The following is a 22,344-nucleotide window of genomic DNA, read 5'->3' on the forward strand; positions in this document are numbered from 1 at the left end:
GATTCTGCAAAACAATCTCATGCACAGTAACTTTTGAAACGCTTGGCGCGCAGCGAAAACGTGGCGGGTCTTCACCACCTACCACGCGTAACGCACCGTACCTTTGCCGGTGTAGGTCTGCGTGCTGCGTGAGAATTCACCCTCGACGGCGCCAGCCAGCGAGAGACCATTCCGCCATGTCATTTCGGCGCGGCCACCGACGAGCGCCGAGTCTGCGGCAGGCTGCGCGCCGTTGACCGTGAAGGCCGCGCCGGGCAGCGTCTGGAAGGCGGCGCTGACGAGGCGGCTGGTATTGGAATCGTGCGCCCAGGCGAGCCGGCCGCGCAGAGTGAGCAGGCCGTCGTTGACGAGAAAGCGCTTGTCGGTGCGGGCGCCGACCTCGGTGCGGACGTTGGTCGTGTCCTGCGAGGTATATGAAAGAGCGAACTGGTTGCTGCCGACGATGGCGGTCTCGCCATAGCCGGGGAGGTGGAAGGTGGTGGCCTGCACCGCCGCGTAGGGCGTCACGCCGAAGCTGGACGCGGGCATTGGTGCGAAGCGCCAGCCGGCTTCCAAGCGGCCCGAGAAGGTACTCGCGCTGAAGTTCGCGGTGAGCCTGTCGGTGCCTGACACCGTCACGGTGCGATCGGTGGTGACGTCCTGCCAGCCATAGGCGAGGGCCGCCGAGAGATAGGCGGGGCCAAAGTTGTGACGGGCATAGAGGCCGGCCTGGAAGACGTCGGCGCGGCCGCTGCCGAGACTGTCCGACAGCGAGAAATTGTAGCCGGCGCCGCCCAGCGCGAAACCGACCAGCGTGTTCGGGGAGACGCGATAATCGGCGCCGACCACGGTGCCGTAGATGCGGCTGGTGGTGGTGCTCGAACCGGCCGCGGCGTTGCCGTTCAATGTGCTCGCGCCGCCATAGCCGGAGGCCCACACGCCCCAGCGCCGGTCGATGACATCGCCGCTGGCTTCGCGCGGCGTCACCGCGGCGTAGGCTTCGCGCACCCTGGCGTCGCCCTGCGCGGTGTTGGCGTAGCCCAACGTGCTACCGCTCATGCCGCGCTCGCTGTCCATGCTGCCGCCGACCGGATCGAGCATGCCCAGAAACTGCTGCATGGCGTTGAACGTGGCTTGCGTGGTGGCGGCGCCGGGTTGGCCCGAGACCTCGCTGAGGGCCCGGTTGAGCTGCGCGCCGCTCATGTTGAGCAGTGTATCGAAGCCGACGGGCGGCGTCGCACCGCTCTCGACCGCGTTGTTGATGCCGCCGGCGACGCTGGTCTGGTTGCCGCTCGTGCCAGCGGGCAGCTCGATCTTGCCGGGATCGAGCACGAGATAGACGTTGTCGAGGTCGTAGGTGAGGCGCGGATTGCGGCAGGGCTGAAGCTGCCGGTGATGGTCAGCCCGGCGAACTGTGTTCCGCCGAGTCCGCCGGTCGCGTTCAGAAGCGTGAAGGTCTGGCCGCGGAAGCTGCCGGGGATCGCCCTTGCCTGCACGGTGGCTCCGGTGAGCGTTGCCGTGCCCGAAATGTTGGTGCGGTCGGCTGCGGTCGTGGAGACCTCGACCCGGTAGAAGCTGCCGGCGGTGAACGCCAGATTGCCGCTTACGGTGAGGGTGCCGATGGAATTGCCGGGCGCGAGCGTGCCACCGCTCGCGATGGTTGTGTTGCCGACGATGCCGGTGCCGCCGAGAATGCCGCCCGCGTTCACGGTGATGCCGATTGACGAAGCGATCGAACCGTTCACCACGAGCGTGCCGCCGTCGACGGTGGTCGCGCCGGTGTAGGTGTTGACGCCCGACAGGGTCAGCTTGCCGTTGCCGACCTTGATCAGGGATGTGCCGGTGATGCTCCCGTCACCGGTGAGCACGCCGGTCACAATGGTCGACAGATTGTTGCTGCCAGCCGTCAGTTCTGCGCCATTGAGGTCGAAGCGGCCGTTGCCGGCGATCGAGCCGGCGGTGAGTTTGCCGTCGCTGCTCGGGCCGGGGGTGAAGAAGTTGATGACGGCGCTGGATGCGATGTTGATGAGCTGCGCGCTGCCCGGCGTCGAATTGCCGTCGAACAGCACATTGCCGCTGTTGGAGATAACAGCGTTGCCGGCTGTGGTGTTGCCATAGAACGTCAACTGATTGGTGTTGGTGATGGTGGCGTTGCCGGCCGTGGCGCTGGTGGCGAAGACCAGCTCCGCGTTGTTGGTGATGGCCGCATTGCCGGCCGTCGCGTTGCCGTCGAACACCAGCGTGCCGGCAGACACCGTCGCACCGGAAAAGCTTGCCGCGCCGGTCAAGGTCAGCGTACCGTCGCCGGACTTGGTCAGCGCGCCGCCGCTGATGCTCTGACTAATGACGAAATCGTTGGCGGCGTCAGCAATGTCGAACGTGCCGCCGCCGGCACCCAGGGTGACGGCGCGTGCGGTGGTGTTGAACGCCGTACCGGCGACCTGCAAGGTCCCGCCTTTGAAGGTCAGGCCCCCCGCCGCGTCGCCCAGATTGGCATCGGAGGAAACGCTGACCGTTCCGCCGGCGAAGGTGGTGCCGCCGGTATAGGTGTTGGCGCCTGTCAGGCTCAGCGTGCCGTTGCCTGATTTCACCAGCGAAGCGCCGGTGCCGCCGCTCGCGCCGCCGTCCGCGATCGTGCCGCTGACGGTGGTCGACAGATTGTTGCTGCCGACCGTGAGCTGGTTGGCGCCGAGATAGAAGGTGCCGTTGCCGGCGATCGAGCCGGCGCCGAGCTTGTGGTCGCCGTTCGGGCCGGCGCTGCCGGAGAAGTCGAAGACTGCGCCGGCCCCGTTGTTGATCAGCTGCGCACTGCCGGCGGTCGAATTGTCCTGGAAAGAAGTCGTTCCGCCGGCATTGTTGGTGATGCCTGCGTTGCCGGCCGTGCTGCTGACGACAAAATTGATGGTATTGCTGTTGGTGATGGAGGCGTTGCCGGCGGTAGAGTCGTCGCGGAAAACCAGCAAATTGGTGTTGGTGATGGTCGCGCTGCCAGCCGTGCTGCTGTTGTAGAAATACAGCCAGCTATTGTTGGCAATAGCGGCGCTTCCCGCTGTGCTGTTCGTGTTGAAGGATAGCCAATTGTTGTTGGTGATCGTTGCGTTGCCGGCCGTGCTGCTGTCGTAGAAAAACAGGGGGGCATTGTTGGTGATCGTTGCGCTGCTGGCCGTGGCGTTTCCGAAGAAAATGGTTCTGCTGTTGCCGCTGTTGGTGATGTTCGCGCTGCTCGCAGTGCTGGTATCGTTGAAATACAGGTAGTTGTTGTCGCTGATGATGGTCGCGCTGCCCGCCGAACTCGAATTGCTGAAGTAGACGTTGCCGGCGGCGCTGTTGGTGATGATGGCGGCCCCAGCGGTGCTCGTGTCGTTGAAGTTCAGGGTGCCAGCGTTGGTGATGGTGGCGCTGCCGGCACTGTTGCTGTTGCGGAAGTTCGTGGTCCCGCCGTTCGCGATGCCCGTGATGCCGCTCGTGCCGGCGTTGACGACGTCGAATGTGCCGCCGGCGCCGATGGCGACGGTTCCCACAATTGATCCGACACCGCTGGAGCTGCCGAGCTGCAATGTGCCCGCGTTGATGGTGGTGCCGCCGGTGTAGGTGTTGGCGCCGCTGAGGATCAGCGTGCCGGCGCCAGTCTTGACGGTGCCGGACGCGCCGCCGGTTTCTCCAATGGCGCCGGCCTGGGTCGCGCCGCCGGTGGCGACATCGAGCGTCGTGCTGCCGCGAAGGTCGATCGCATTGCCGATGGTGACGCCATCTGCATAGGCAATAGTCCCGCCATATGTCGTCAGCACGCTCGCGCCGAGCGCATTGTTGTGGGCGAGCCCCAGCGTGCCCGCGTTGAGTGTAACGCCGCCCGTGAATGTGTTGTCGCCGGACAGGGTCAGCGTGCCCGTGCCAGTTTTGACGAGGCCGAACGCGCCGCCGGTTTGCCCAATGACGCCGGCCTGCGTTGCGCTGCCGGCGGCGACATCGAGCGTCGTGCTGCCGCGAAGGGCGATCGCATTGCCGATGGTGACCCCATCGGCATAGGCGACGGTTCCACCGTAGGTCGTCAGCACGCCGGTGCCGAGCGCATTGTTGTTGGCAAGCCCCAGCGTGCCCGCATTGAGCGTGACGCCGCCCGTGAACGTGTTGCTGCCCGACAGCTTCAGCGTGCCGGTTCCGGTCTTCACCAGCGAGCCGCCGGTGCCTGCGATGACGCCGCTCACGTCGGTCGAGAGGTTGTTGGAGCCGACGGTCAGCTCGTTGGCACCGAGATCGTAGGAGCCCGCGCCCGCGATCGAGCCGGCGCTGATCTTGTGGTCGCCGCTGAGTCCCGTCGTGTTCGAGAAATCGACCAAGCCTCCGACATTGTTGAGGATGGCGGCACTGCCGGCCGTGCTGTTATCGCTGAAATACAGGTGGTAGTTGATCGTGATGGCGGCGTTACCGGCCGTGCTGCTGCTGAAGAAATACACACCGCCGCTGGCGGTGATGGAGGCGCTGCCGGCGGTGCTGTTGTCGAAGAAATACAGGCCGCCGCTGTTGGTGATCGTGGCGGTTCCCGCCGAGCTGGCGTTGAAAAATTGAAAGATGCCGGAATCGTTGATGATGGAGGCGCTGCCGGCGGTGCTGGAGTCGCGGAAAAACAGGCCGGAGCCAGAGTTGGTGATGGAGGCACTGCCGGCCGAGCTGGTGTCGTAGAAATTCGTGTAGCTGCTGTTCTCATTGACGATGACGGCGCTGCCGGCCGTGCTGGAGTTGTGGAAAGACAGGTTGGATTGAAAGGCGTTGTCGATGGTGACGCTCCCGCCATTGACGACAATGCCGGCGCCGTTGAACCCAATACCCGAGTTATTGTTGGTGACCGTATAGGCCGGTGCGCCAGTGGTGAACGTCCAGCCGCCAATTGTCGGGACGTAGCTGACCCATAGGTTGTTGGTGTTCGTCGCACCGAAATACGCCGTTCCGGTCGGAACTGTGCCGGTGTCCCAGTTGGCGCCGATGCTGTAGGCCCCCGACCCCGGCGAGGCCAGCCAGGTGGCATCCTGCGCACGGGCTGGCGCGGCCGGCAGCGCCCAGGCCAGGGCCAGCGCCGATGACGTCAGCAGCGCGGCGCGCAGGTGGTCGCTCGGTTTGAAACAATCTTTCCCCGTCCTCACCACTTCCCCCGGCGCACAATCACGAGTCCTCGATCGGATTGATCGCACCGGGCGGGAGTGGTGTCCTGATAAGGGCTTGGCTAGTTTCTGAAAGTTTCTGATATTTGCGTTTCAGACCCGATTTTCGGGCTATTTCGGCAGACTTCCGCTATATGAGCCGCCCTAGGAGACGCTTTGGGGGATAGCTTGCTTCGTTTCGCCGGCTTCGAGCTGGACCAGCAGCGCGCGGAGCTGCGCGGGGCCGATGGCGCGCCGATCAAGCTCCGGCCCAAGACCTTCGAGATGCTTCGGCTGTTCGCCACTAGCGGCGGCCGGGTGCTGAGCAAGCAGGCGCTAATGGAGGCGGTCTGGCCGAACGTCCATGTCGGCGAGGACAGCCTGTTCCAATGCATCCGCGAGCTTCGCACCGCGCTCGGCGACGAGCGGCGGCAGCTGATCAAGCTCGCCTCCGGCGGCGGCTATTCGTTGACGGCGAACGTCGTGACCGAGCCGGAGGTGAGCGCGGCTCTTGCCGAGATGGTGGCTGCGGTTGTGGCCGGGCCAGCGGTCCCGGCGGAGGACAAGGCGGCGCCTGCACAAGCGCTAACACCGCGCTCTGTCTTCAACCTGCGCGGTCCGGCTGTGATTGGTGGTGTTGCTGCGTTCTGCGCCGTCATCATCGGGCTTGCGGTCGCAGCCCCGGTGCTGAGGCCCGACTTCCTGTTCAAGCGCGTGCCGCCGCGGATCGCCGTGATGGCAATCGTTAACGAGAGCAACGATCCGCGCGGTGCAGCCGTGGCAGCCGAGGTCACCGGCCGCCTGACCGATGGCTTTGCCAGGATCCAGAACATCAGCGTGGTCGCGCCGCGCGCGACGGCAGGGGTCGAGAGCGTCGCCCTGCCGGTCGCATCGCCCGACTACGAGATCCGCGGCGAGCTCCAGCGCGGCGATCAGGCCTGGACCTTGCGAGCCCGCATCATCGGGACCGGCAGCGGCGAGGTTCAATCGGTCGCGACGGCTTCGGTCGGCGCCGACGAGGTCGCGGAGCTCCAGCAGTCACGCCTCGTCGCCGGCGTGGGGCATGTGCTGGCGCGCCGCCTCAACGAACTGCTGGAGCCCAGCGCCTCGCCGTCCGCAAGCCGGGCATCGTCCGCGGGCGGCGACAAGGTCGCCGTCGAGCAGGCGCTCGCCTCGATCAACCAGACCACGCGCGAGCGCTTCGGCGCGGCGCAGACCATGCTGCAAAAGGCGCTGGACGACGACCCTGATAATGTCGATCTCGCGGTCGCGCTCTCATCGCTCCAGATGCGCGGCATCCAGATGGTCTGGTTCAGCCCGGAGGAGGCGGCCGCGGTCGAGGCGAGGGCCAATGCGACGCTCGAGCAGGCGCTGCGTTTGAAGCCGAATTCCATTCCGGTACTCGAGGCCTATTGCCGCTTCCTCAGCGCGACCAACCATTTCGTGGAAAGTCTCGTCACCTGCGCCAAGGCCTTGAGCTTCGATCCGTGGAACGGGTCGGCGCTCTATCTGATCGGCCTGGGGCAGATCTATCTCGGCCGCTTCGACGACGCGCTCGCGACCTTCCAGCAGGCCGATCATTACGATACGCCCGCGGCCTCGCGCTGGACCTGGCTGCTCGGCGCAGGACTGGCGTATGCCTTGATGGAGCGCTTCGAGGAGGCGGTGCCTTGGCTGCAACGCTCGATCGCGATCACACCGGGGACCGGCCGCTCGCACTTTCTGCTCGCCGCCGCCTATCAGCGATCGGGCCGGCGCGAGGAGGCGAGCGCGGCGATTGCGGAGGGACTGAGACTGCGGCCCGGTTCGACCAGGCTCAACGTCTCGCCGCCGATGAAGAACGCAAGTCCGGTCTGTATCGCAGCCTGGGAGCGCGTCGTTCAGGCCGAGGTCGACGCAGGATTGCCGGAGCAGTGAGGGCGGGAGAGGTTCGGAGCGCGCTTTCCTGATACTCCGCCGTCATCGCCCAGTTATCCCAGAGAGCCTGACGAATACGGAGAAGCCGCGGCGTACTGGATGCCCCTTCGCGGGGCATGACAATGAGGAGTAGGAAGCGGCTGCCACTCCTCACGCACGCTTGCTGAGCGCTTACCGCCACCTTCGGTGCAGCCACAGCCACTGCTCCGGATGCTCGCGCACCCAGCTTTCCACGACGCTGGTGATCGCCTGCGTGGTGCCCTGGATGTCGATCCTGCCGTCGGCATCGCGCACCGGCTTGATCTCTTCGGTCAGCTCGCCGCGGAAGCGGCCGCCGGGCAGGCGGATGATGCGGACGCCGTGGATCGGGCATTCGATCTGGCGCAAGAGCCGCGCCAGCATGGGGTTGGCGCGGGTCTTGCGGCCGAAGAAGGTGACCTCGACGCCGCCGGTGAGATACTGGTCGATCAGCATCGCGACGTGCTTGCCGTCCTTGAGCGCCTGCGCCAGCCGCAGCGGCGCGTCGCGGCCCGCCGGGATCAGCGTGCCCATATTGACCTGCCGCATCTCCTGGATGATGCGGTCGGCCGAGGCGATGTTCGGGCGGCGATAGAGGATCGCGGTATCCAGTCCATGAGCGACGCCGGCGAGCGCCGGCAATTCCCAATTGGCCAGATGCGCCGCGAAGATCAGCGCCGGCTTGCCGTCGTCGCGGATCCGGTCGAACAGCTCGATGCTGCGTTGGGGAATCTCGATCCGGCTCTTCTCCGGATGGTCGCGATCGTAGTCCCAGACGTGGTCCATGTGGGCGAACTCGGCGCCGACGCGGCCGAGATTTTCCCAGACCCCCATCAGGATCCGTTCGATCTCTTCCGGCGATTTCTCCGGAAAGGCGGCGGTGAGATTGGCGCGGCCGATGCGGTGCTCGCGCAGGCGCGGGCCGATCAGCTTCACGGCGCGCGCGAAAAAGTCCGAGGTCTTGACCGGATCGAAATAGCGCGTGGTGCGCAGCATCGCGACCGTCGCTGCGCCGATCAGGCTTCCGCCGAGTGATTTGGCAGCCTCCCGCGCGCGGGCCTTCATGCTCGCAGGAAGCAGCGACATGCGTCCGGTCAGACCGGTTCGCGGGTCAGGATCAGCGAGGCGTTCTGACCGCCGAAGCCGAACGAATTCGACATCACCGCGGTCACGCGGGCGTCGCGCGCCTTGTTGCCGACGACGTTGAACAGGATCGCGGGATCAGGAATGTCGTAGTTGATCGTCGGCGGAATGCGCTGATGCTCGAGCGTCAGCAGCGAGAAGATCGCCTCCACCCCGCCGGCGGCCGAGATGGTGTGGCCGACCATCGACTTGTTGGAGGTGACCGGAATCTTCTGCGCGAGCTCGCCGAACACGGCCGATGTCGTGTTGAACTCCATCTTGTCGTTTTCGGGTGTCGAGGTGCCGTGCGCGTTGATGTGGTCGATCTGGTCCGGCGTCATGCCGGCATCGGCCAGCGTCTTGTTCATGCAGCCGATGATCGGCTTGCCGTCGGGCGAGGAGCGGGTGCGATGGAAGGAATCGGTGAGCTCGCCGCAGCCGGCAATCACGCCGAGGATCTTCGCGCCGCGTGCAGTCGCCGCCTCGTAGCTTTCGAGCACCAGCGCGCCGGCGCCTTCGGCCATCACAAAACCATCGCGATTCTTGGAGAAGGGACGGGAGGCCGCCTGCGGCGGATCGTTTTGGGTCGACAGCGCCGACAGCAGCGAGAATCGCACCAGCGCTTCCGGGTTCACGGTGCCGTCGGTCGCGACGCACAGTGCGGCATCGGTCTCGCCGCGGCGGATCGCCTCGACGCCGAGCTGGATCGAGGTCGCACCCGAGGCGCAGGCCGTGGACAGCGAGATCGGCGAACCCTTGGTGCCGAACGTCTCGGCGAGAGACGCGGCAACCGAGCCGAACATGAAGCGATGATGGTAGGCGCTGTACTTGCCGCCGCCGGAAATGCGCAGCAAATCGTCATAGTTGATGTCGAGCTGGCCGACGGCGCGACCCAGTTCGCGACGCTGCGGCCATTCCACCTCGACCGGCGCAACGGCAAGAAAAAGGGGACCGGGGAAATCGGCCTTGGCGCCGATGCCGGCCTGCTCCAGCGCTTCCTGCGTCGCGATCTCGGCCATCCGTTCGGACAGGGCGGTGGAGGAGAACGGATCGACGCTGACGAAATCGACCGTGCCCGCCATCGTGGTCTTCAGGCCGTCGATCGGAAAACGCGTGATGGTGCGGATGCCGGATTCGCCGGCGACGAGCTTCGCCCAATTGTCGGCCTTGCCGGCACCGAGCGACGTCAAGATGCCCATGCCGGTGACGACGACGACGGGGCGCCCGAATTTGTCGCGTGCTGCAGTCATGTCGATCCCCGCTTGAGCTAACTAAACTGCTTCAACCAGCGCCATGCCTTCGCCGCGCCAGTGTCCAGCTCCCACCACCACAATCTGGGTGGGCGCCCCCTGCATTTCAATCTCGGTGCCGGTCGAATCGTTCGGCGGGAACAGCGCACCACGCGAGATCGACAGTGCAGCGAGCGCAATTCCGAGCGGGAATTGCGTCTCCATGGCGTGGCCGAACACCGTGCCGGTCGAGCGCACCGGAAAGTCGGCATGGCTCTTCAGGAAGCCGCGCTCTTCCGAGGTCGCGGGCTCCGCACCGGTCGCTCCGGTGATGATGGCGCCCTTGCCCTCGCGCTTCGGCAGCTTGGCCCACAGCTTCTCCAGCGTCGCGGCCATGTCGCCGGGCCGCTTGCGTTTGGCGAGGTCCGCGACGACGCTCGACAATTTGGCGAACGGCTTTGCGCCGCGCGCTTGCGCATGCGTCTTCGATTCCAGCACCAGGAAGGCGCCGGCGGAGCCGAGCGCGAAGCCGGCGTGGTCCTTGCGCGCCCACACGGGAGCGAACTTGTTCTTGAGGTTGAAGTCGCCGAATTCGTAGAGGACCAACAGGTCCTTGCGCTCGCCATTGTGCGAGCCGCCGATCAGCGCGATATCGCTCTCGCCCGAGGCGATGCGCGCAAGCGCAATGCGGGCGGCATCGGCGCCGGCGACCTCTTCGCCCATGAAGGTGCGCGAAGTGCCACCCAGGCCGTGCACGATGGCGATGTTGCCCGCGAGCAGGTTGGAGAGCTGGGCCAAAAACAGCGTCGGCCTGAGATCGCTCATCAAGCGCTCGTTGAGGAAGCCGGGTGCGTTGGCGCCCTTGGCCTCGGCCGTCAGCACGCCGCTGTCGACGTTGAGATCGCGCTCTCCGCCGCCGGCGGCGACGACCATGTCGATCTTCGACAGGATGTCCTTGTTGCCCTTGATGCCGGCGGAATCGAGCGCAAGACCCGCGGCATAGGTGCCGATGCGCTGCCAGGCTTCCATCTGGCGCTGATCGCCCTTCTTCGGGATCTGGCTGTCGAAGGCAACGGGCATCAGCGGATGCACGATGTAGGGCGCAAAGCCCTTCTCGTCGACATTGATGCGCTTCTCCTGAAGCGCGGCCCAGTGGGCGTCCAGACCCTCGCCGAGCGAGGTGGCGAGCCCAATGCCGGTGATCCAGACCTCGGTCTGGCCAGGCTTCGAAGCGGGAGTGTCAATCATGTCGATACGGCCTGTTGCGGAAATCCGACGCGCTTGGCGATCGCGTCCATGTGCGAGCGCATATCCGCATTGGGGAAGGGGATCAGCGTGAAGGTGAGCGCCGAATTGGCGCGCAGCTTGCCGCCGACTCTGATCTTGGCTTCGGTCATCGCATAGCCGGAGCCTTCATGGGTGAGGCGCGCCTCGATGCTCATGAGATCGCCGGGGAAGACCGAGCCGCGGACCTTGGCCTCCTTCACGGCGGCCAGGATCGGCATACGCTCGAACTTGAACACGCCGAGTTGAAGCCAGCCCGAGGCCTGCGCCATCGATTCGATCAGCAGCACGCCGGGCATCAAGGGATAGCCCGGGAAGTGCCCCTCGAAGATGGTGCTTTCCTTCGGGACCTGCGCTTCGACGACGATCGTCTTCTCGTCGACCTTGAGGTCGACGATGCGGTCGATCATGTGGAAGTATTCGAGTTGCATGACTGCGCCCTTAGGCGCTCGCGCCCTTGGCCGCAACCAGTTCGTCGATGCGGGCGCACAGGTTCTTCAGCACGAAATACTGCTCGGTGGTCGCCTTGCCGTCGTTGACCTCCTGAGTCCACTTCTCCAGCGGCAGCTTGATGCCGAACTGCTTGTCGATCGCGAACGCGATGTCCAGAAAATCGAGGCTGTCGATGCCGAGGTCATCGATGGCGTGGCTATCGGGCGTGATCGTGTCGCGCGGGATGTCGCAGGTTTCAGCGATGATCGTGGCGACCTGATCGAATGTGGAGGACATCACTAAGCCTTTGATATATTGCGGGTATTTGTCAGATTGTCCAGAGTGGCACGGTGGGTGGGCATCGCGCCCCGAATGACGCCCTCAAACCCCCCTCTGGCCGGGTCGAAAGCCCGTATATCGGAGCGCCGCCCTGAGTTCAATGGAGCCGGGCAGGCCAAGGGGATCGCAAAGGGACAGGCCTGGGGATGCCCACCGGGACCCTTCCGCCGGGCGGCCAGCGGCGGGCCGGTCCCTAAATATGCGGCGTCGTGATCTTGACGCAGTCGCGGCGACCCATCAGCACGCAATCCTGGGTCCGGCGCAGGTCGGCGATGCTGACCGCGAGCCAGATCCCGATCGCGGTCAGCGCGATGGTGAAGGCCAGCGCCGCGATGTTGGCAAGCATGCGCTGTCGGAAATTGTCGGGTTCGGCGCGGGGCCGCTCGTAGCGCGACAGGTCCAGCCGTTCGGGAGCGACGCGCAACGGTTGTACGGTGCCGTTGCCGCGCTGGGCCGCCGTGGGAGGCGAGGTGCGCGGCCTGAACTGGAGCACCCGGTGCTCGTCATCCGAGCTTATGGGCCGCTGGTTGTTCATGGGGCGTGGATCACTCCGAAGCAGCGATTTAGATAGCATACGTGACGCGCGCGTTGCAGAAAATCTTCTCAATGCTCGCGTGCATTTGTGCATTTGCACTATTTGTGCATGGGCCGGTGTGGGACTCTCCGGGAACCGGCCGTCGCGGCGGTGGAGCGGGTTGCGCCGCAACGACAGGGATCACAACGGCCACGGAGTTCGTCCCTTCGTCCCGTCAGTACCGACTTGTGATCTCGGCGTCCTTTCCGAACGCATTTTTTCGCCGCGGGGCCCATGGCATAGTCGCGGGAAGCCGGACCATCTGAGGACCTGTCGATCATGACCAATACGCGTGAGCCGCGAGTGCATCCTGTCCCGATCCTGTCGCTCCGGCCGACGCAGATGACGGTCGGCATGCGCGAGGTCAGGGAGAAGCGCAAGCGCTGGCGCGAGCACGACGAGAAGAAGCAGGCTGATCTGCTCGGCAAGCACATGATCCCCGTCGTCTACGGCCCCGATTCGCGCTACTACGTGATCGATCATCATCATCTCGGCCGCGCGCTGCACGATGAAGGCGTCAAGGAGGTGTTGGTGACCATCGTCGGCGAACTCAGGATGGTCGAGCGCAAGGCCTTCTGGGGCGTCATGGACAACAAGCGCTGGGCCTATCCCTACGACGCCAAGGGCGAGCGGCGATCGTTCCGCGACCTGCCGAAATCGGTCGCCGACCTCAAGGACGATCCGTTTCGCAGCCTTGCCGGCGAATTGCGCCGCATGGGCGGCTTCGCCAAAGACACCACGCCGTTCTCCGAATTTCTGTGGGCCGATTTCCTGCGCCGACAGGTCTCGCGCAAGGTGGTGGAGTCCGATTTCGACAGGGCGATCGAGAAGGCGATGGCCGCGGCCAGAAGCAAGAATGCCATCTATCTGCCCGGCTGGTGCGGTCCGGCGGACGATGATTAGGGCCGTGGCGCCCAGCGGCACCAGTAACCGCACCACATCACGGTCGCTTGAGCGAAATCACTTCCCCGTCTCCATGAAGCGGTCCTGAAACAGGGCCACCCCATCTCTTTGGGGTATCGAGCTTACACAGGAGGCCGGAATGCGCCGTCTGGTTTTTGCCATTGCCTTGCTCGCCGTCGCCTCAGCAGGGATTTCGGCATCGTTTGCCGCAGTTCACCACGCCAAGACATTGACATTTGCCGATCGTTTCGCCCCGGCGCTCGAGCTGATGACAAAACGCTAGCGGCTTGGCGGCCCGGACACGCTTGATCTTCCGCAAATTTGCGGCGGCCGCCGGCGGCTATGGTCCGCCTGCATGATTGCCGAAGCAGCGTTGCGTCCCGATGTCGAGGGCGAGGTGGGCTCAAGGTCATGCTGACTGGAGACATGGCCATGAGCATCATCTTTCGCATCCTCTTCATCATCGCCGGCGCGGTCACCGCGCTGTTCGTTGCGCGCGATGCCCTGAATTTCACGATCATCCAGACCTTCGTTGCGATTCTGCTCGTGACCGCCATTCTGGGCGCTGGAAGTCTCTGGAGCCTGCGGCGGAAGACGTGAGCGGCAAGGCGATCGGGTTGAGGCAGATGCAGTGCTCGCCAGAACCCTTCGATCCGATGGAGCCTTGCACGCGCTCGCCTCCGAGGCGATTGCGCGGCGTATGATCACTAGCCGCTATTGCGGGGACCCGCAGGCGGCGTGGTCTCCGGCCGGTGCGGATCCTCTTTGCCGCCGAGCGCGCGATGCAGCCAGCGCTCGATGCGGCGGCCGATCGTGAGCAGCACGAAGGCGACAGCCAGCGCGAGCAGGACGACCTTCCATTGTCCGGCGCCGCAGGCAATGCCGAGACAGGCGGCGAGAAAGGTGCAGGCCGCGCTGGTCAGGCCCCGCACGCGAAAGCGGTCGCTCTCGTGGACGATGACTCCGGCACCGAGAAAGCCGATGCCGGTCAGGATGCCCTGGATCACACGGCTCGTCGCATCGGTCATCTTGCCGGGCTCGGTGAACTGGACTGCGAGCAGCACGACGGTTGCGGTGGAGAGCCCGACGATGCCGAGCGTCTTCAGCCCGATCGGCTTGCCGTGCAGGTCGCGGTTGAGGCCGATCGCGCCGCCGGCGAGGGTCGCCGCGCCGAGGCGAAGCAGGATTTCGGGCCAGTCCAGCTCGGTCATGTCTTGCCCGTCACGTCTTCGGTAGTCGTCCCATCAGGTAGAACTCCTCGTTCGGGCGCATGCCGGTGAAATTCGCCAGCCGGTTCGACAACGCGAAGAAGGCGGCGATCGCGGCGATGTCCCAGATGTCGTCGTCGCTGAAGCCGTGCGGCTGGAGCGTGGCGAAATCGTCCTCGGAAATCCGCTGCGCGTCAGTCGAGACCTTCATCGCGAAGTCGAGCATCGCCTTCTGCCGCGGGCTGATGTCGGCCTTACGGTAGTTCACCGCGACCTGATCGGCAATCAGCGGGTTCTTGGCGCGGATGCGCAGGATCGCTCCGTGGGCGATCACGCAATATTGGCACTGGTTCGCCGCCGAAGTCGCCACCACGATCATCTCGCGCTCGGCCTTGGTGAGGCCGCCGTCCTTCTCCATCAGCGCGTCGTGATAGGCGAAGAAGGCGCGGAACTCGTCGGGACGATAGGCCAGCGTCAAGAACACGTTCGGCACGAAGCCGCTCTTCTCCTGCACGGCGAGAAGCCGCGTGCGGATGTCGTCGGGCAGCGTATCGAGGGCGGGTGCGGGGAAGCGTTGCACGGCTCTTGTCATGGGCATGGTTCCGGCTTGGGGCCGGTAACCATAGTCGATGCGGGGGGCGGGCTCAATCTGGTGGGCCGAGTTGGCTGCGACGGAAGCGCCAGCCATGAACGACGCCCGATCTTCCGTCGCAATGACGATGCGGATGGAGCGAAGCTTAGCGCAGCGGCTTCTTCAACAGCGAGAAGCGGTCCGGATCGAGTCCCATCGATGGTTGCAGCATCGGGGCATCGACGCTGGACATCATCTTCGCCGGCGGGGCCGAGAACACGGGGTCGTTGGGCACGTCGCGCTGCGAGGTGGCGCCGCGCCAGCGCTCGAGCACGGCGCTGACGAAATGCATGTCGTGGCCGGAGGTGACGGACGGCACGCTGCTGATGGTGGCCTCGCCGCGCGGCAATTGGTGCGGAGGCACCTCCTTGAAGCGCAGGCGCGTCGGCAGGGCGACGCCTTCGCCGAAGGCCAGCACTTCACGCGTGCCGAGCGAGGGTACGAAGGAGAGCAGGTTCGCGGCCGCGTCCGACACTGCGGCGCGCAGCAGCGCCTGGTCGCGGTCGTTGGCGAGACGCATCGTGAACAGCGTGTTGCACTGGGAGATGATGGTGGCGTCGAGCTCTGCAGGGCGCTGGGTGATGAGGCCGAGATAGACGCCGTATTTGCGCCCCTCCTTGGCGATGCGCGACACCGCCTTGCGGGTCGGCCCGAAGCCGACGTTGCGGTCGGCGGAGGCATAGCGATGCGCTTCCTCGCAGACGAACAGCAAGGGCGAGACGCCGTCGCTCCACAGGCCGAAGTCGAAGGCCATGCGGCACAGCACCGAGACGACGGAATCGATGACTTCGGCCGGGAAGCCGGCGAGCTGCATCACCGTCATCGGCTTGCCGTTGGCCGGCAGGCGGAACAGATGGCTGATCACCTCGGCCATGGTGTCGCCGCCGACATTGGCGTTGTCGAACATGAAGGCGTAGCGCGGGTCGTTGCGCACGGCCTCGATGCGCGAGATCAGCTTGTGATAGATGATGCGCGATGAGCGGTTTTCGAGCTTGCCCATGCGCTCGTCGATCAGCGACAACAGGTCGACCAGGCGATAGGGCACCGGCGTGTCGACCGTGTAGCCGATCTGCTTGGGATCGATGCGCTTGAGGCCGATGCGGTCGGCGTTCTGGTACTGGGTGTAGACGCCCTTGGCGAGCGGGATCACCTCGGCGAGGATGTCGAGCTCCTCGGGTACGCCGGCGCGGCCGCCGAACAGCACGTCGATGATTTCCTCGAAGTTGAACAGCCAGAACGGCAGCTTCAGGTTCCGCGGGTTGAGCACCAGCGCGCGGTCGCCGAAGCAGCGGCCATATTCGTTGTGCACGTCGAGCAGGAAGATGCGCAGGTTCGGCCGGGCCTTCAGGATCTCGTTGAGCAGGAGCGAGACGCCGGTCGATTTGCCGACGCCGGTCGAGCCCAGCACCGCAAAATGCTTGGACAGCATTTCCTCGACATCGACATAGGCGACGACGGAGCGGTCCTGCTGGAGGAAGCCCACATTGATCTGATCCGATCCGGTCGGCGCGTAGATCGTGCGCAGCTCCTGGCTGGTGATCAGGTCGACGGCATCGCCGATGGTCGGATAGTTGGTGACGCCGCGCTGGAATTTGGCCTTGTCCGCGGCGTTGAGGATCTCGCCGAGCAGGTCGACCGAGGCGATGGCGATGTAGCCGTCCGAGCTCGACAGATTCTCGCAGGAGACCTCGGTGATCATCGCAACGATGACGGAGCTGGCGCAGCGAATGCTGACGAAACGGCCGACGGTCGCCCGAACCTCCGAGATCGGCATCTGGCTTGCCGCCAATAGCCCGACCCGGGCGAGCGATCCGCGAACCGAAATCACGCGTCCAAAGGATGTCACGATGAATGAACCCGGCAAGAGCTAAGGGATTTGCTCCGGACTATGCGCGGCCGTCGCTGGACAAAGGGTTAAACGCCGGGCGCGCCCGCTCCGTTAAATCAGCGGTAATTCGGCCAACAGGTTTGGTCTGATGCATACTTGTGGGCGGAATCGCCGGGAATTGCTGCTTTTCCGGGCCGATGCGTCGGGCCGGCCTTAAGGAAGGCTTTACCATTCAGGCGGGCGACCGCCGGTTTGAAAGACCCGCCGGCCCCTGCCGGTTGCCATTACAGGGGGCATGGCGGCTTGATTTGTTGACGGGACCTAATCATTTGTACATTAGTACAAATGAAATCGCTGCCATCGGCGCCGTGCGGGGCGCGCGTCGTTGTGCCCCGCGTTCAATCGCGCCGTCCGGCGAGGCGGACCGTAGCGACGTCCCTGGGAGGAAATCATGCAGCCTGAACCAATCCTCGATCTCGCCCATCTCGGCCACATGGAGCTGCTGACGCCGAAGCCTGACGAGAGCCTGAAATTCTTCGTCGATGTCATGGGCATGACCGTCAGCGGACGACGGGGCGAGTCGGTCTACTTGCGCGGCTGGGACGACTACGAGCGCTATTCGCTCAAGCTCACGGCGTCGAAGAGCTCGGGCATGGGCCACATGGCGTTGCGCGCGCGCAGCCAGCAGGCGCTGGAGCGACGCGTTGCCGCGCTGAAAGGATCCGGCTTCGACATCGGCTGGATCGACGGCGACATGGGGCAGGGGCCGACCTTCCGCTGCCGCGATCCCGATGGCCACATCGTCGAGCTCTATTACGAGACCGAATGGTATCAGGCGCCGCCGGAGCTCAGGCCCGCGCTGAAGAACCAGGCGCAGCGCTTTCCGGCCCGCGGCGTCAATGTCCGCCGTCTCGACCATCTCAACTGCCTCGCCGTCGACATCAAGGCCAACCGCGAGTTCTTCGAGACCTATCTCGGCTGCCGTCTCACCGAGCAGATCGTGCTCAATGATGGCCGGGAAGCGGCGATGTGGCTGACGATGTCGAACAAGAGCTACGACTTCGCCTATTCCCTCGATCATTCCGGCGTGCCCGGCCGCTTCCACCACGTCACCTATGCGCTCGACAGCCGCGAGGAGATTCTGCGCGCTGCCGACATCTTCCTGGAGAACGGCGTCCATATCGAGACCGGCCCGCACAAGCACGCGATCCAGCAGACTTTCTTCCTCTATGTCTACGAGCCCGGCGGCAACCGCGTCGAAGTCGCCAATGCCGGCGCGCGCCTCATCCTCGCGCCGGATTGGAAGCCGATCGTGTGGACCGAAGAGGAGCGCAAGAAGGGCCAGGCCTGGGGCCTGAAGACGATCGAGTCGTTCCACACCCATGGCACGCCGCCGGTGGAGATGAAGCACGGGTGAGTTAAAGCAGGTGAGCTGGGCGAGGTCTGGGCAAGCGCCTCGTCCTTCGAGACGACCGCTTCGCGGTCTCCTCGGGATGAGGCTAAGCGGCAGCTTTGCCTTATTGAACTGCTGCCAAGCATTCCGTCCTCATCCTGAGGGCCCGCCGTAGGCGGGCGTCTCGAAGGATGGCCGCAGGCGAGCTATACGCCTTCCTTCGTCTTACCTCAGTGCGTCGACCCACGCACCCGCGCGATCGTTTCGCGGACGCCGGTCCATGCCGGCTTGTCCGGCGCGAACTGCCTGCGCAGGAACGTGACGAGCTCCTCGATCTGCGCGTCGCTCATGCTGGCGTTGAATGCGGGCATGTAGCCGAGGTCGCTGGAGGCGGGGTCAGTAATGCCATGCAGGATCACCTGCACGAGATTGTCCGCCGTTCCGCTGTGCAGGTTGCTGTTCAGCGCGAGCGAGGGGCGGGTGCCGAACAGCGGCAGGCCGCCGACCTCGTGGCACACGGCACAGGCGCCCAGGTACAACCGCGCGCCTGTGGAGGAGGCGACGGTGACCTGCGTTGCGCTCTCGAGCCTCGCTGCGAGAGCAGGCGCATCGGCGGCAGCGTCGTTGAACGAGTTGAGGTAGACCGCCATCGCACGGATGTCCTGGTCGGGCAGGGCCTTGAGGTCCCGGACGATCGGCGCCATCGGGCCGGCCGCGACGCCGTGATAGCGCGAATGGCCGGTGCGCAAATAGGCGAAAAGCTCATCCTCGCTCCACGGGATCGGTGCCTGCGAGAGTGAGGTTAGCGCCGGCGCCTCCCAGCCCTCGGCAAAGCCGCCGGCAAGATAGGCTTCGCGCTGCTCGGCGCCGAGCGCGTTGCGTGGCGAATGGCAGGCGCTGCAATGGCCGAGGCTCTCGACCAGGTAGGCGCCGCGATTCCAAAGCTCGGACTTGGCGGGATCGGGCTTGAACTCGCGCGTCTGGTGGAACAGCGCGTTCCAACCCGCGAGCAGCGGGCGAAGATTGAACGGAAATGCGAGCGCATTCGCCGGCGGTGTCGCGCGCACCGCGGGTTGGGCCATCAGGTAGGCGTAGAGCGCCTGCAAGTCGGCGTCGCTGGTCTTCGCAAAATGCGTGTAGGGGAAGGCGGGGTAGAGCTGCCGCCCGTCGCGATGCAACCCGTCGCGCATGGCGCGCTCGAAGGCCGGATAGGACCAGGCGCCGATGCCGGTCTCGACGTCGGGCGTGATGTTGGTCGCGTAGATCGTGCCGAACGGCGTCTGAAGCGCGCGACCGCCGGCGTTGAGCGCACCGCCGGTCGAGGTGTGGCACTCCGCGCAATTGCCGAGCGCAGCGAGCAGCTCTCCGCGCGCAATCGTTGCCGCGGAGTAGACCGATGCATCCGGTGGCGCGATTGGCGCGATGGCGCGCCCCGGCAATAACGCAGCGCCAATTCCGACCGCGGCGGTGCAGACGGCCGCGATCGTTGCGACAATGCCGGCGCGTTTGGCGAAGGGATTTTCCCAGATGCGAGACGGTTTGGGCGCCGCAGGAGCGGGCAGGGCCTGTGGTGTCGCCGGTGCATCGCCGTGCAGCCCTTTCAGGATGCGCTCAGGCGTGAACGGCGGCTCGCGAAAACGCACGCCGGTAGCATCGAAGATCGCGTTGGCGATTGCCGCCGCGCTCGGCACCGAGGCGGATTCGCCGACGCCGAGCGGCGGCTGATCCTGACGCGGCAGCATCAGCACGTCGATCTTGGGCACGTCGGGGAAGGGAATGATCGGATAGGCGCCCCATTCGCGTGCCGCCACCGCGCCGCGCTCGAACGAAACCTCCTCCATCAGCGCGCGGCTGGTGGACTGGATGACGTTGCCATGGATCTGGTGGCGCACGCCGTCCGGATTGATCATCAGGCCGGAGTCCTGTCCCGCGACGACGCGCGTGACGCTGACATCGCCGGTCGTCTTGTTCACCGCGACGTCGGCGACCCAGGCCGACCACGCCGCGCCATAGCCGGGAAACTTGCTGTGGACATAAAGCGCGTAGGCAAAGCCGCGCCCGTGCACGACTTCGCCGTTCTTCTCCTCGCGGACCGGCCGCGGCGTCCAACCCGCACGCTCGGCCACTGCATTGACCAGGTCGATCGCCCGCTCGTCTTTCAGATAGCGAAGGCGATATTCGATTGGATCGACGCCGGCCTCGGTCGCGGCCTCGTCGATATAGGATTCATGCGCAAAGGTGTTCGGCAGTGCCGAGACGCCGCGGAACCAGGAGGCGCGCACGATCGGCGGCATGTCGTGGGCGACGACACGCATGTGGTCGTAGTCGTAGGGCGGGATCGCGGTGCGGTCGCCCATCTGAAGCACGGCGGACTCGGGCGAGATGCGGCCGGTCAGCAGCAGCGCCAGAGTTGGCGCGGCGTTCGAGGGATAGCGCGTGGCGAGATCGTAACCGGCAATGCCGCCGTCGGCATCGAGCCCGCCGTTGACGTCGATGAGCTGCGCGGTACCTTTGGGCTCCCAGGCGTGCTCCTGCTCGCGTGTCAATTGCACGCGCACGGGCCGGCCGACCGCGCGTGACAGCAGCAGCGCGTCGGCGGTGACGTCGTCGGCACAGTTGCGGCCGTAGCAGCCTGCGGCTTCGAGCCGGATCACCTCGATTTCGCTCTCGGGACGTTCGATCAGGAGCGCGAGATCGCCGCGCAGCACGTGAGGGTTCTGCGTGCCCGACCAGACGCGGATATTGCCGTCGCTATAATCGGCGACGGCACAGGACGGGCCGATCGAGGCGTGCATCTGATACGGCCAGAGATAACTGCGCTGCATCGGCCTGGCAGCGCCCGATATCGCCTTGTCGACGTCGCCCTTGTCGATCAGCGTGCGCGGTGTCGATGGATTGGCGCGCAACGCGGTTTCGACGTCGGCAAGGTCGGTGAGGGTTGGCGTCGGCTTCCAGCTCACCTCGAGCCGCTCTGCCGCGCGGATCGCATTCTCCTCGCGTTCGGCGACGATGCCGACGAAGTCGCCGATGCGCACCACGGCGATGAGGCCGGGAATGTCGCGCACCGAGGATTCATCGACCGCGAGCAGGCTGGTGCCGACGAACGGTCCGGCATCGACGCCGGCATAGGGCGGCCGCACCACGCGGCCGTGCAGCATGTCCGGCAAGCGGATGTCGTGCACGAAGGTCAGCTCGCCCGTGGCCTTGGCGGGCAGATCCACGCGCGGCGTCGACTGGCCGACGATCGCGTAGTCGCCGACAGGTTTGACTGCGACATCGTCGGCAAGCTCGAGCCGGAGCTCTTCGCGGCCGATCAGCTCGCCATAGCTGACGCTGCGATTGTCGCGCCCGCGCACGAGGCCGTCCTCGATCCGCAACTCGGAGGCCGGCAGCTCCAGCTGCTCGGCCGCGCGTTCAATCAGGAAGTGCCTCGCCTGCGCCGCGGCCTTGCGCAGGGGCACGGCGGTGATCTGGATGGTTTCGCTGGCGATCGTCGCGCCCTGGTTCGGCACCACCGACGTGTCGCCGAGCACGACCACGACGCGCGCAAAGGAGACGTCGAGCTCTTCGGCGACGATCTGGCCAAGGGCGGTGCGGATGCCGGTACCGAGATCGACATGGCCGTTATAGGCCGTGACCGCCCCGTCCGCGGTGATGCGGACGAAGGTCTCGGATGTGACCTCGTCCACGGTGCGGGCGACGACGAGCGAACCCGACGGCCGCTCATCTCCGTTCGAAACAGGGGAGGCCATCAGTCCGCGGCCTCGGTGAGCTGGCCGGATGCGCGCATCACCGCGCGCAGGATCTCGACATGGGTGCCGCAGCGGCAGAGATTGTAGCGCAGCGCCGCCAGCGCCTCCTGTTCGGTGGGCCGCGGATTGACCGCGAGCAGCGCCTTGGTGGTCATGATCATGCCGTTGAGGCAATAGCCGCATTGTGCGGCCTGCTCGTCGATGAAGGCCTGTTGCACCACATCAGGCTTGTCGCGGGTGCCAAGCCCTTCGAGCGTCACGATGTCGCGGCCGGCGCAGCCGCTCACCGGAATGACGCAGGAGCGCGCCGCGACTCCGTCGATCAGGACAGTGCAGGTGCCGCATTCGCCGAGGCCGCAACCATATTTTGGGCCGTTGAGCGCAAGATCGTTGCGCAGCACATAGAGCAGCGGCGTCAGGCGCTCTGCCGTGACTTCGTGGATCCTGCCGTTCACGGTGAGGCGGATCGGTGTCTGCGTCATCCTCGTTCCCAAGCGCGCGTAACTCTGCGTGGCGAACGATACCGTTTGTACACAAACGTGCAAGCGGTGCATCCCGCACTGCAGCGTGGTTGCCTTCTTTGTGGACAGAGCCGATAGG

Annotated in this window: 18 protein-coding genes; 5 read left to right on the forward strand and 13 right to left on the reverse strand. The window is 65.4% G+C overall.

All coding sequences use genetic code 11. The features are described 5' to 3' along the window. Positions 1 to 78: 78 nt before the first annotated feature. Positions 79 to 1,182 carry an autotransporter outer membrane beta-barrel domain-containing protein gene (locus tag FJV43_RS32400; RefSeq protein WP_345946210.1) on the reverse strand — a complete coding sequence of 368 codons (1,104 nt, stop codon included), beginning with the start codon at positions 1,180 to 1,182 and terminating at the stop codon, positions 79 to 81. Then, on the reverse strand, positions 1,179 to 5,117 hold the full coding sequence (locus FJV43_RS32405) for an autotransporter-associated beta strand repeat-containing protein (RefSeq protein ID WP_239623054.1): 3,939 nt from the start codon (positions 5,115 to 5,117) through the stop codon (positions 1,179 to 1,181). The genes FJV43_RS32400 and FJV43_RS32405 overlap by 4 nt, the downstream gene beginning before the upstream one ends. A 186-nt stretch (positions 5,118 to 5,303) precedes the next feature. Between FJV43_RS32405 and FJV43_RS32410 the strand changes: the two genes are divergently transcribed. Next, positions 5,304 to 7,031, forward strand: coding sequence for a winged helix-turn-helix domain-containing protein (locus FJV43_RS32410; RefSeq protein WP_239623055.1), 1,728 nt, complete (start codon positions 5,304 to 5,306; stop codon positions 7,029 to 7,031). A gap of 171 nt (positions 7,032 to 7,202) precedes the next feature. On the opposite strand, the gene FJV43_RS32415 is transcribed toward FJV43_RS32410, so the two are convergent. The 6 genes from FJV43_RS32415 to FJV43_RS32440 form a co-directional block, all read right to left on the reverse strand. Further along, positions 7,203 to 8,135 carry a lipid A biosynthesis lauroyl acyltransferase gene (locus FJV43_RS32415; RefSeq protein ID WP_239623056.1) on the reverse strand — a complete coding sequence of 311 codons (933 nt, stop codon included), beginning with the start codon at positions 8,133 to 8,135 and terminating at the stop codon, positions 7,203 to 7,205. Positions 8,136 to 8,143: 8 nt separating this feature from the next. Beyond that, on the reverse strand, positions 8,144 to 9,421 hold the full coding sequence (locus FJV43_RS32420) for a beta-ketoacyl-ACP synthase (protein WP_061877691.1): 1,278 nt from the start codon (positions 9,419 to 9,421) through the stop codon (positions 8,144 to 8,146). 21 nt (positions 9,422 to 9,442) lie between these two features. Next, entirely contained in the window at positions 9,443 to 10,648 is a 1,206-nt protein-coding gene (locus FJV43_RS32425) for a beta-ketoacyl-ACP synthase (protein WP_239623057.1), read from the reverse strand. Then, complete coding sequence (locus FJV43_RS32430; RefSeq protein WP_035673180.1) at positions 10,645 to 11,115, reverse strand: 3-hydroxyacyl-ACP dehydratase FabZ family protein; 471 nt, start codon at positions 11,113 to 11,115, stop codon at positions 10,645 to 10,647. The genes FJV43_RS32425 and FJV43_RS32430 overlap by 4 nt, the downstream gene beginning before the upstream one ends. Before the next feature lie 10 nt (positions 11,116 to 11,125). After that, positions 11,126 to 11,413, reverse strand: coding sequence for an acyl carrier protein (locus FJV43_RS32435; RefSeq protein WP_007592476.1), 288 nt, complete (start codon positions 11,411 to 11,413; stop codon positions 11,126 to 11,128). Positions 11,414 to 11,648: 235 nt separating this feature from the next. Beyond that, positions 11,649 to 11,990: a hypothetical protein gene (locus FJV43_RS32440; RefSeq protein ID WP_061877688.1), complete on the reverse strand. Its 342-nt coding sequence runs from the start codon at positions 11,988 to 11,990 to the stop codon at positions 11,649 to 11,651. Positions 11,991 to 12,308: 318 nt separating this feature from the next. Here FJV43_RS32440 and FJV43_RS32445 point away from each other — a divergent pair, with 318 nt between their 5' ends. The 3 genes from FJV43_RS32445 to FJV43_RS32455 all read left to right on the forward strand — a co-directional run bounded on the left by FJV43_RS32445 (position 12,309) and on the right by FJV43_RS32455 (position 13,532). Continuing rightward, positions 12,309 to 12,932, forward strand: a complete 624-nt coding sequence (locus tag FJV43_RS32445) for a ParB-like protein (RefSeq protein ID WP_239623058.1) — start codon at positions 12,309 to 12,311, stop codon at positions 12,930 to 12,932. A gap of 139 nt (positions 12,933 to 13,071) precedes the next feature. Further along, a complete protein-coding gene (locus tag FJV43_RS32450; RefSeq protein WP_239623059.1) occupies positions 13,072 to 13,215 on the forward strand; it encodes a hypothetical protein in 144 nt (47 codons plus the stop codon). Between the two features lie 149 nt (positions 13,216 to 13,364). Continuing rightward, positions 13,365 to 13,532 (forward strand): hypothetical protein, encoded by a 168-nt coding sequence (locus FJV43_RS32455; RefSeq protein WP_239623060.1) that lies wholly within the window; start codon positions 13,365 to 13,367, stop codon positions 13,530 to 13,532. 107 nt (positions 13,533 to 13,639) lie between these two features. Here FJV43_RS32455 and FJV43_RS32460 read toward each other — a convergent pair whose 3' ends face one another. From FJV43_RS32460 to FJV43_RS32470, 3 genes are all read right to left on the reverse strand, one after another. Further along, on the reverse strand, positions 13,640 to 14,143 hold the full coding sequence (locus FJV43_RS32460; RefSeq protein WP_239623061.1) for an MgtC/SapB family protein: 504 nt from the start codon (positions 14,141 to 14,143) through the stop codon (positions 13,640 to 13,642). 10 nt (positions 14,144 to 14,153) lie between these two features. Then, entirely contained in the window at positions 14,154 to 14,732 is a 579-nt protein-coding gene (locus FJV43_RS32465) for a peroxidase-related enzyme (RefSeq protein ID WP_239623062.1), read from the reverse strand. Between the two features lie 145 nt (positions 14,733 to 14,877). Then, positions 14,878 to 16,617: a DUF87 domain-containing protein gene (locus tag FJV43_RS32470; protein ID WP_239623063.1), complete on the reverse strand. Its 1,740-nt coding sequence runs from the start codon at positions 16,615 to 16,617 to the stop codon at positions 14,878 to 14,880. 433 nt (positions 16,618 to 17,050) lie between these two features. Here FJV43_RS32470 and FJV43_RS32475 point away from each other — a divergent pair, with 433 nt between their 5' ends. Continuing rightward, positions 17,051 to 18,016, forward strand: coding sequence for a catechol 2,3-dioxygenase (locus tag FJV43_RS32475; protein WP_239623064.1), 966 nt, complete (start codon positions 17,051 to 17,053; stop codon positions 18,014 to 18,016). A gap of 206 nt (positions 18,017 to 18,222) precedes the next feature. Here FJV43_RS32475 and FJV43_RS32480 read toward each other — a convergent pair whose 3' ends face one another. Next, positions 18,223 to 21,744, reverse strand: coding sequence for a molybdopterin cofactor-binding domain-containing protein (locus FJV43_RS32480; protein WP_239623065.1), 3,522 nt, complete (start codon positions 21,742 to 21,744; stop codon positions 18,223 to 18,225). Next, positions 21,744 to 22,226, reverse strand: a complete 483-nt coding sequence (locus FJV43_RS32485) for a (2Fe-2S)-binding protein (RefSeq protein ID WP_239623066.1) — start codon at positions 22,224 to 22,226, stop codon at positions 21,744 to 21,746. The genes FJV43_RS32480 and FJV43_RS32485 overlap by 1 nt, the downstream gene beginning before the upstream one ends. Between the last annotated feature and the right edge of the window lie 118 nt (positions 22,227 to 22,344).

The organism is Bradyrhizobium sp. I71 (assembly GCF_022354745.1).
GTDB lineage: Bacteria > Pseudomonadota > Alphaproteobacteria > Rhizobiales > Xanthobacteraceae > Bradyrhizobium > Bradyrhizobium liaoningense.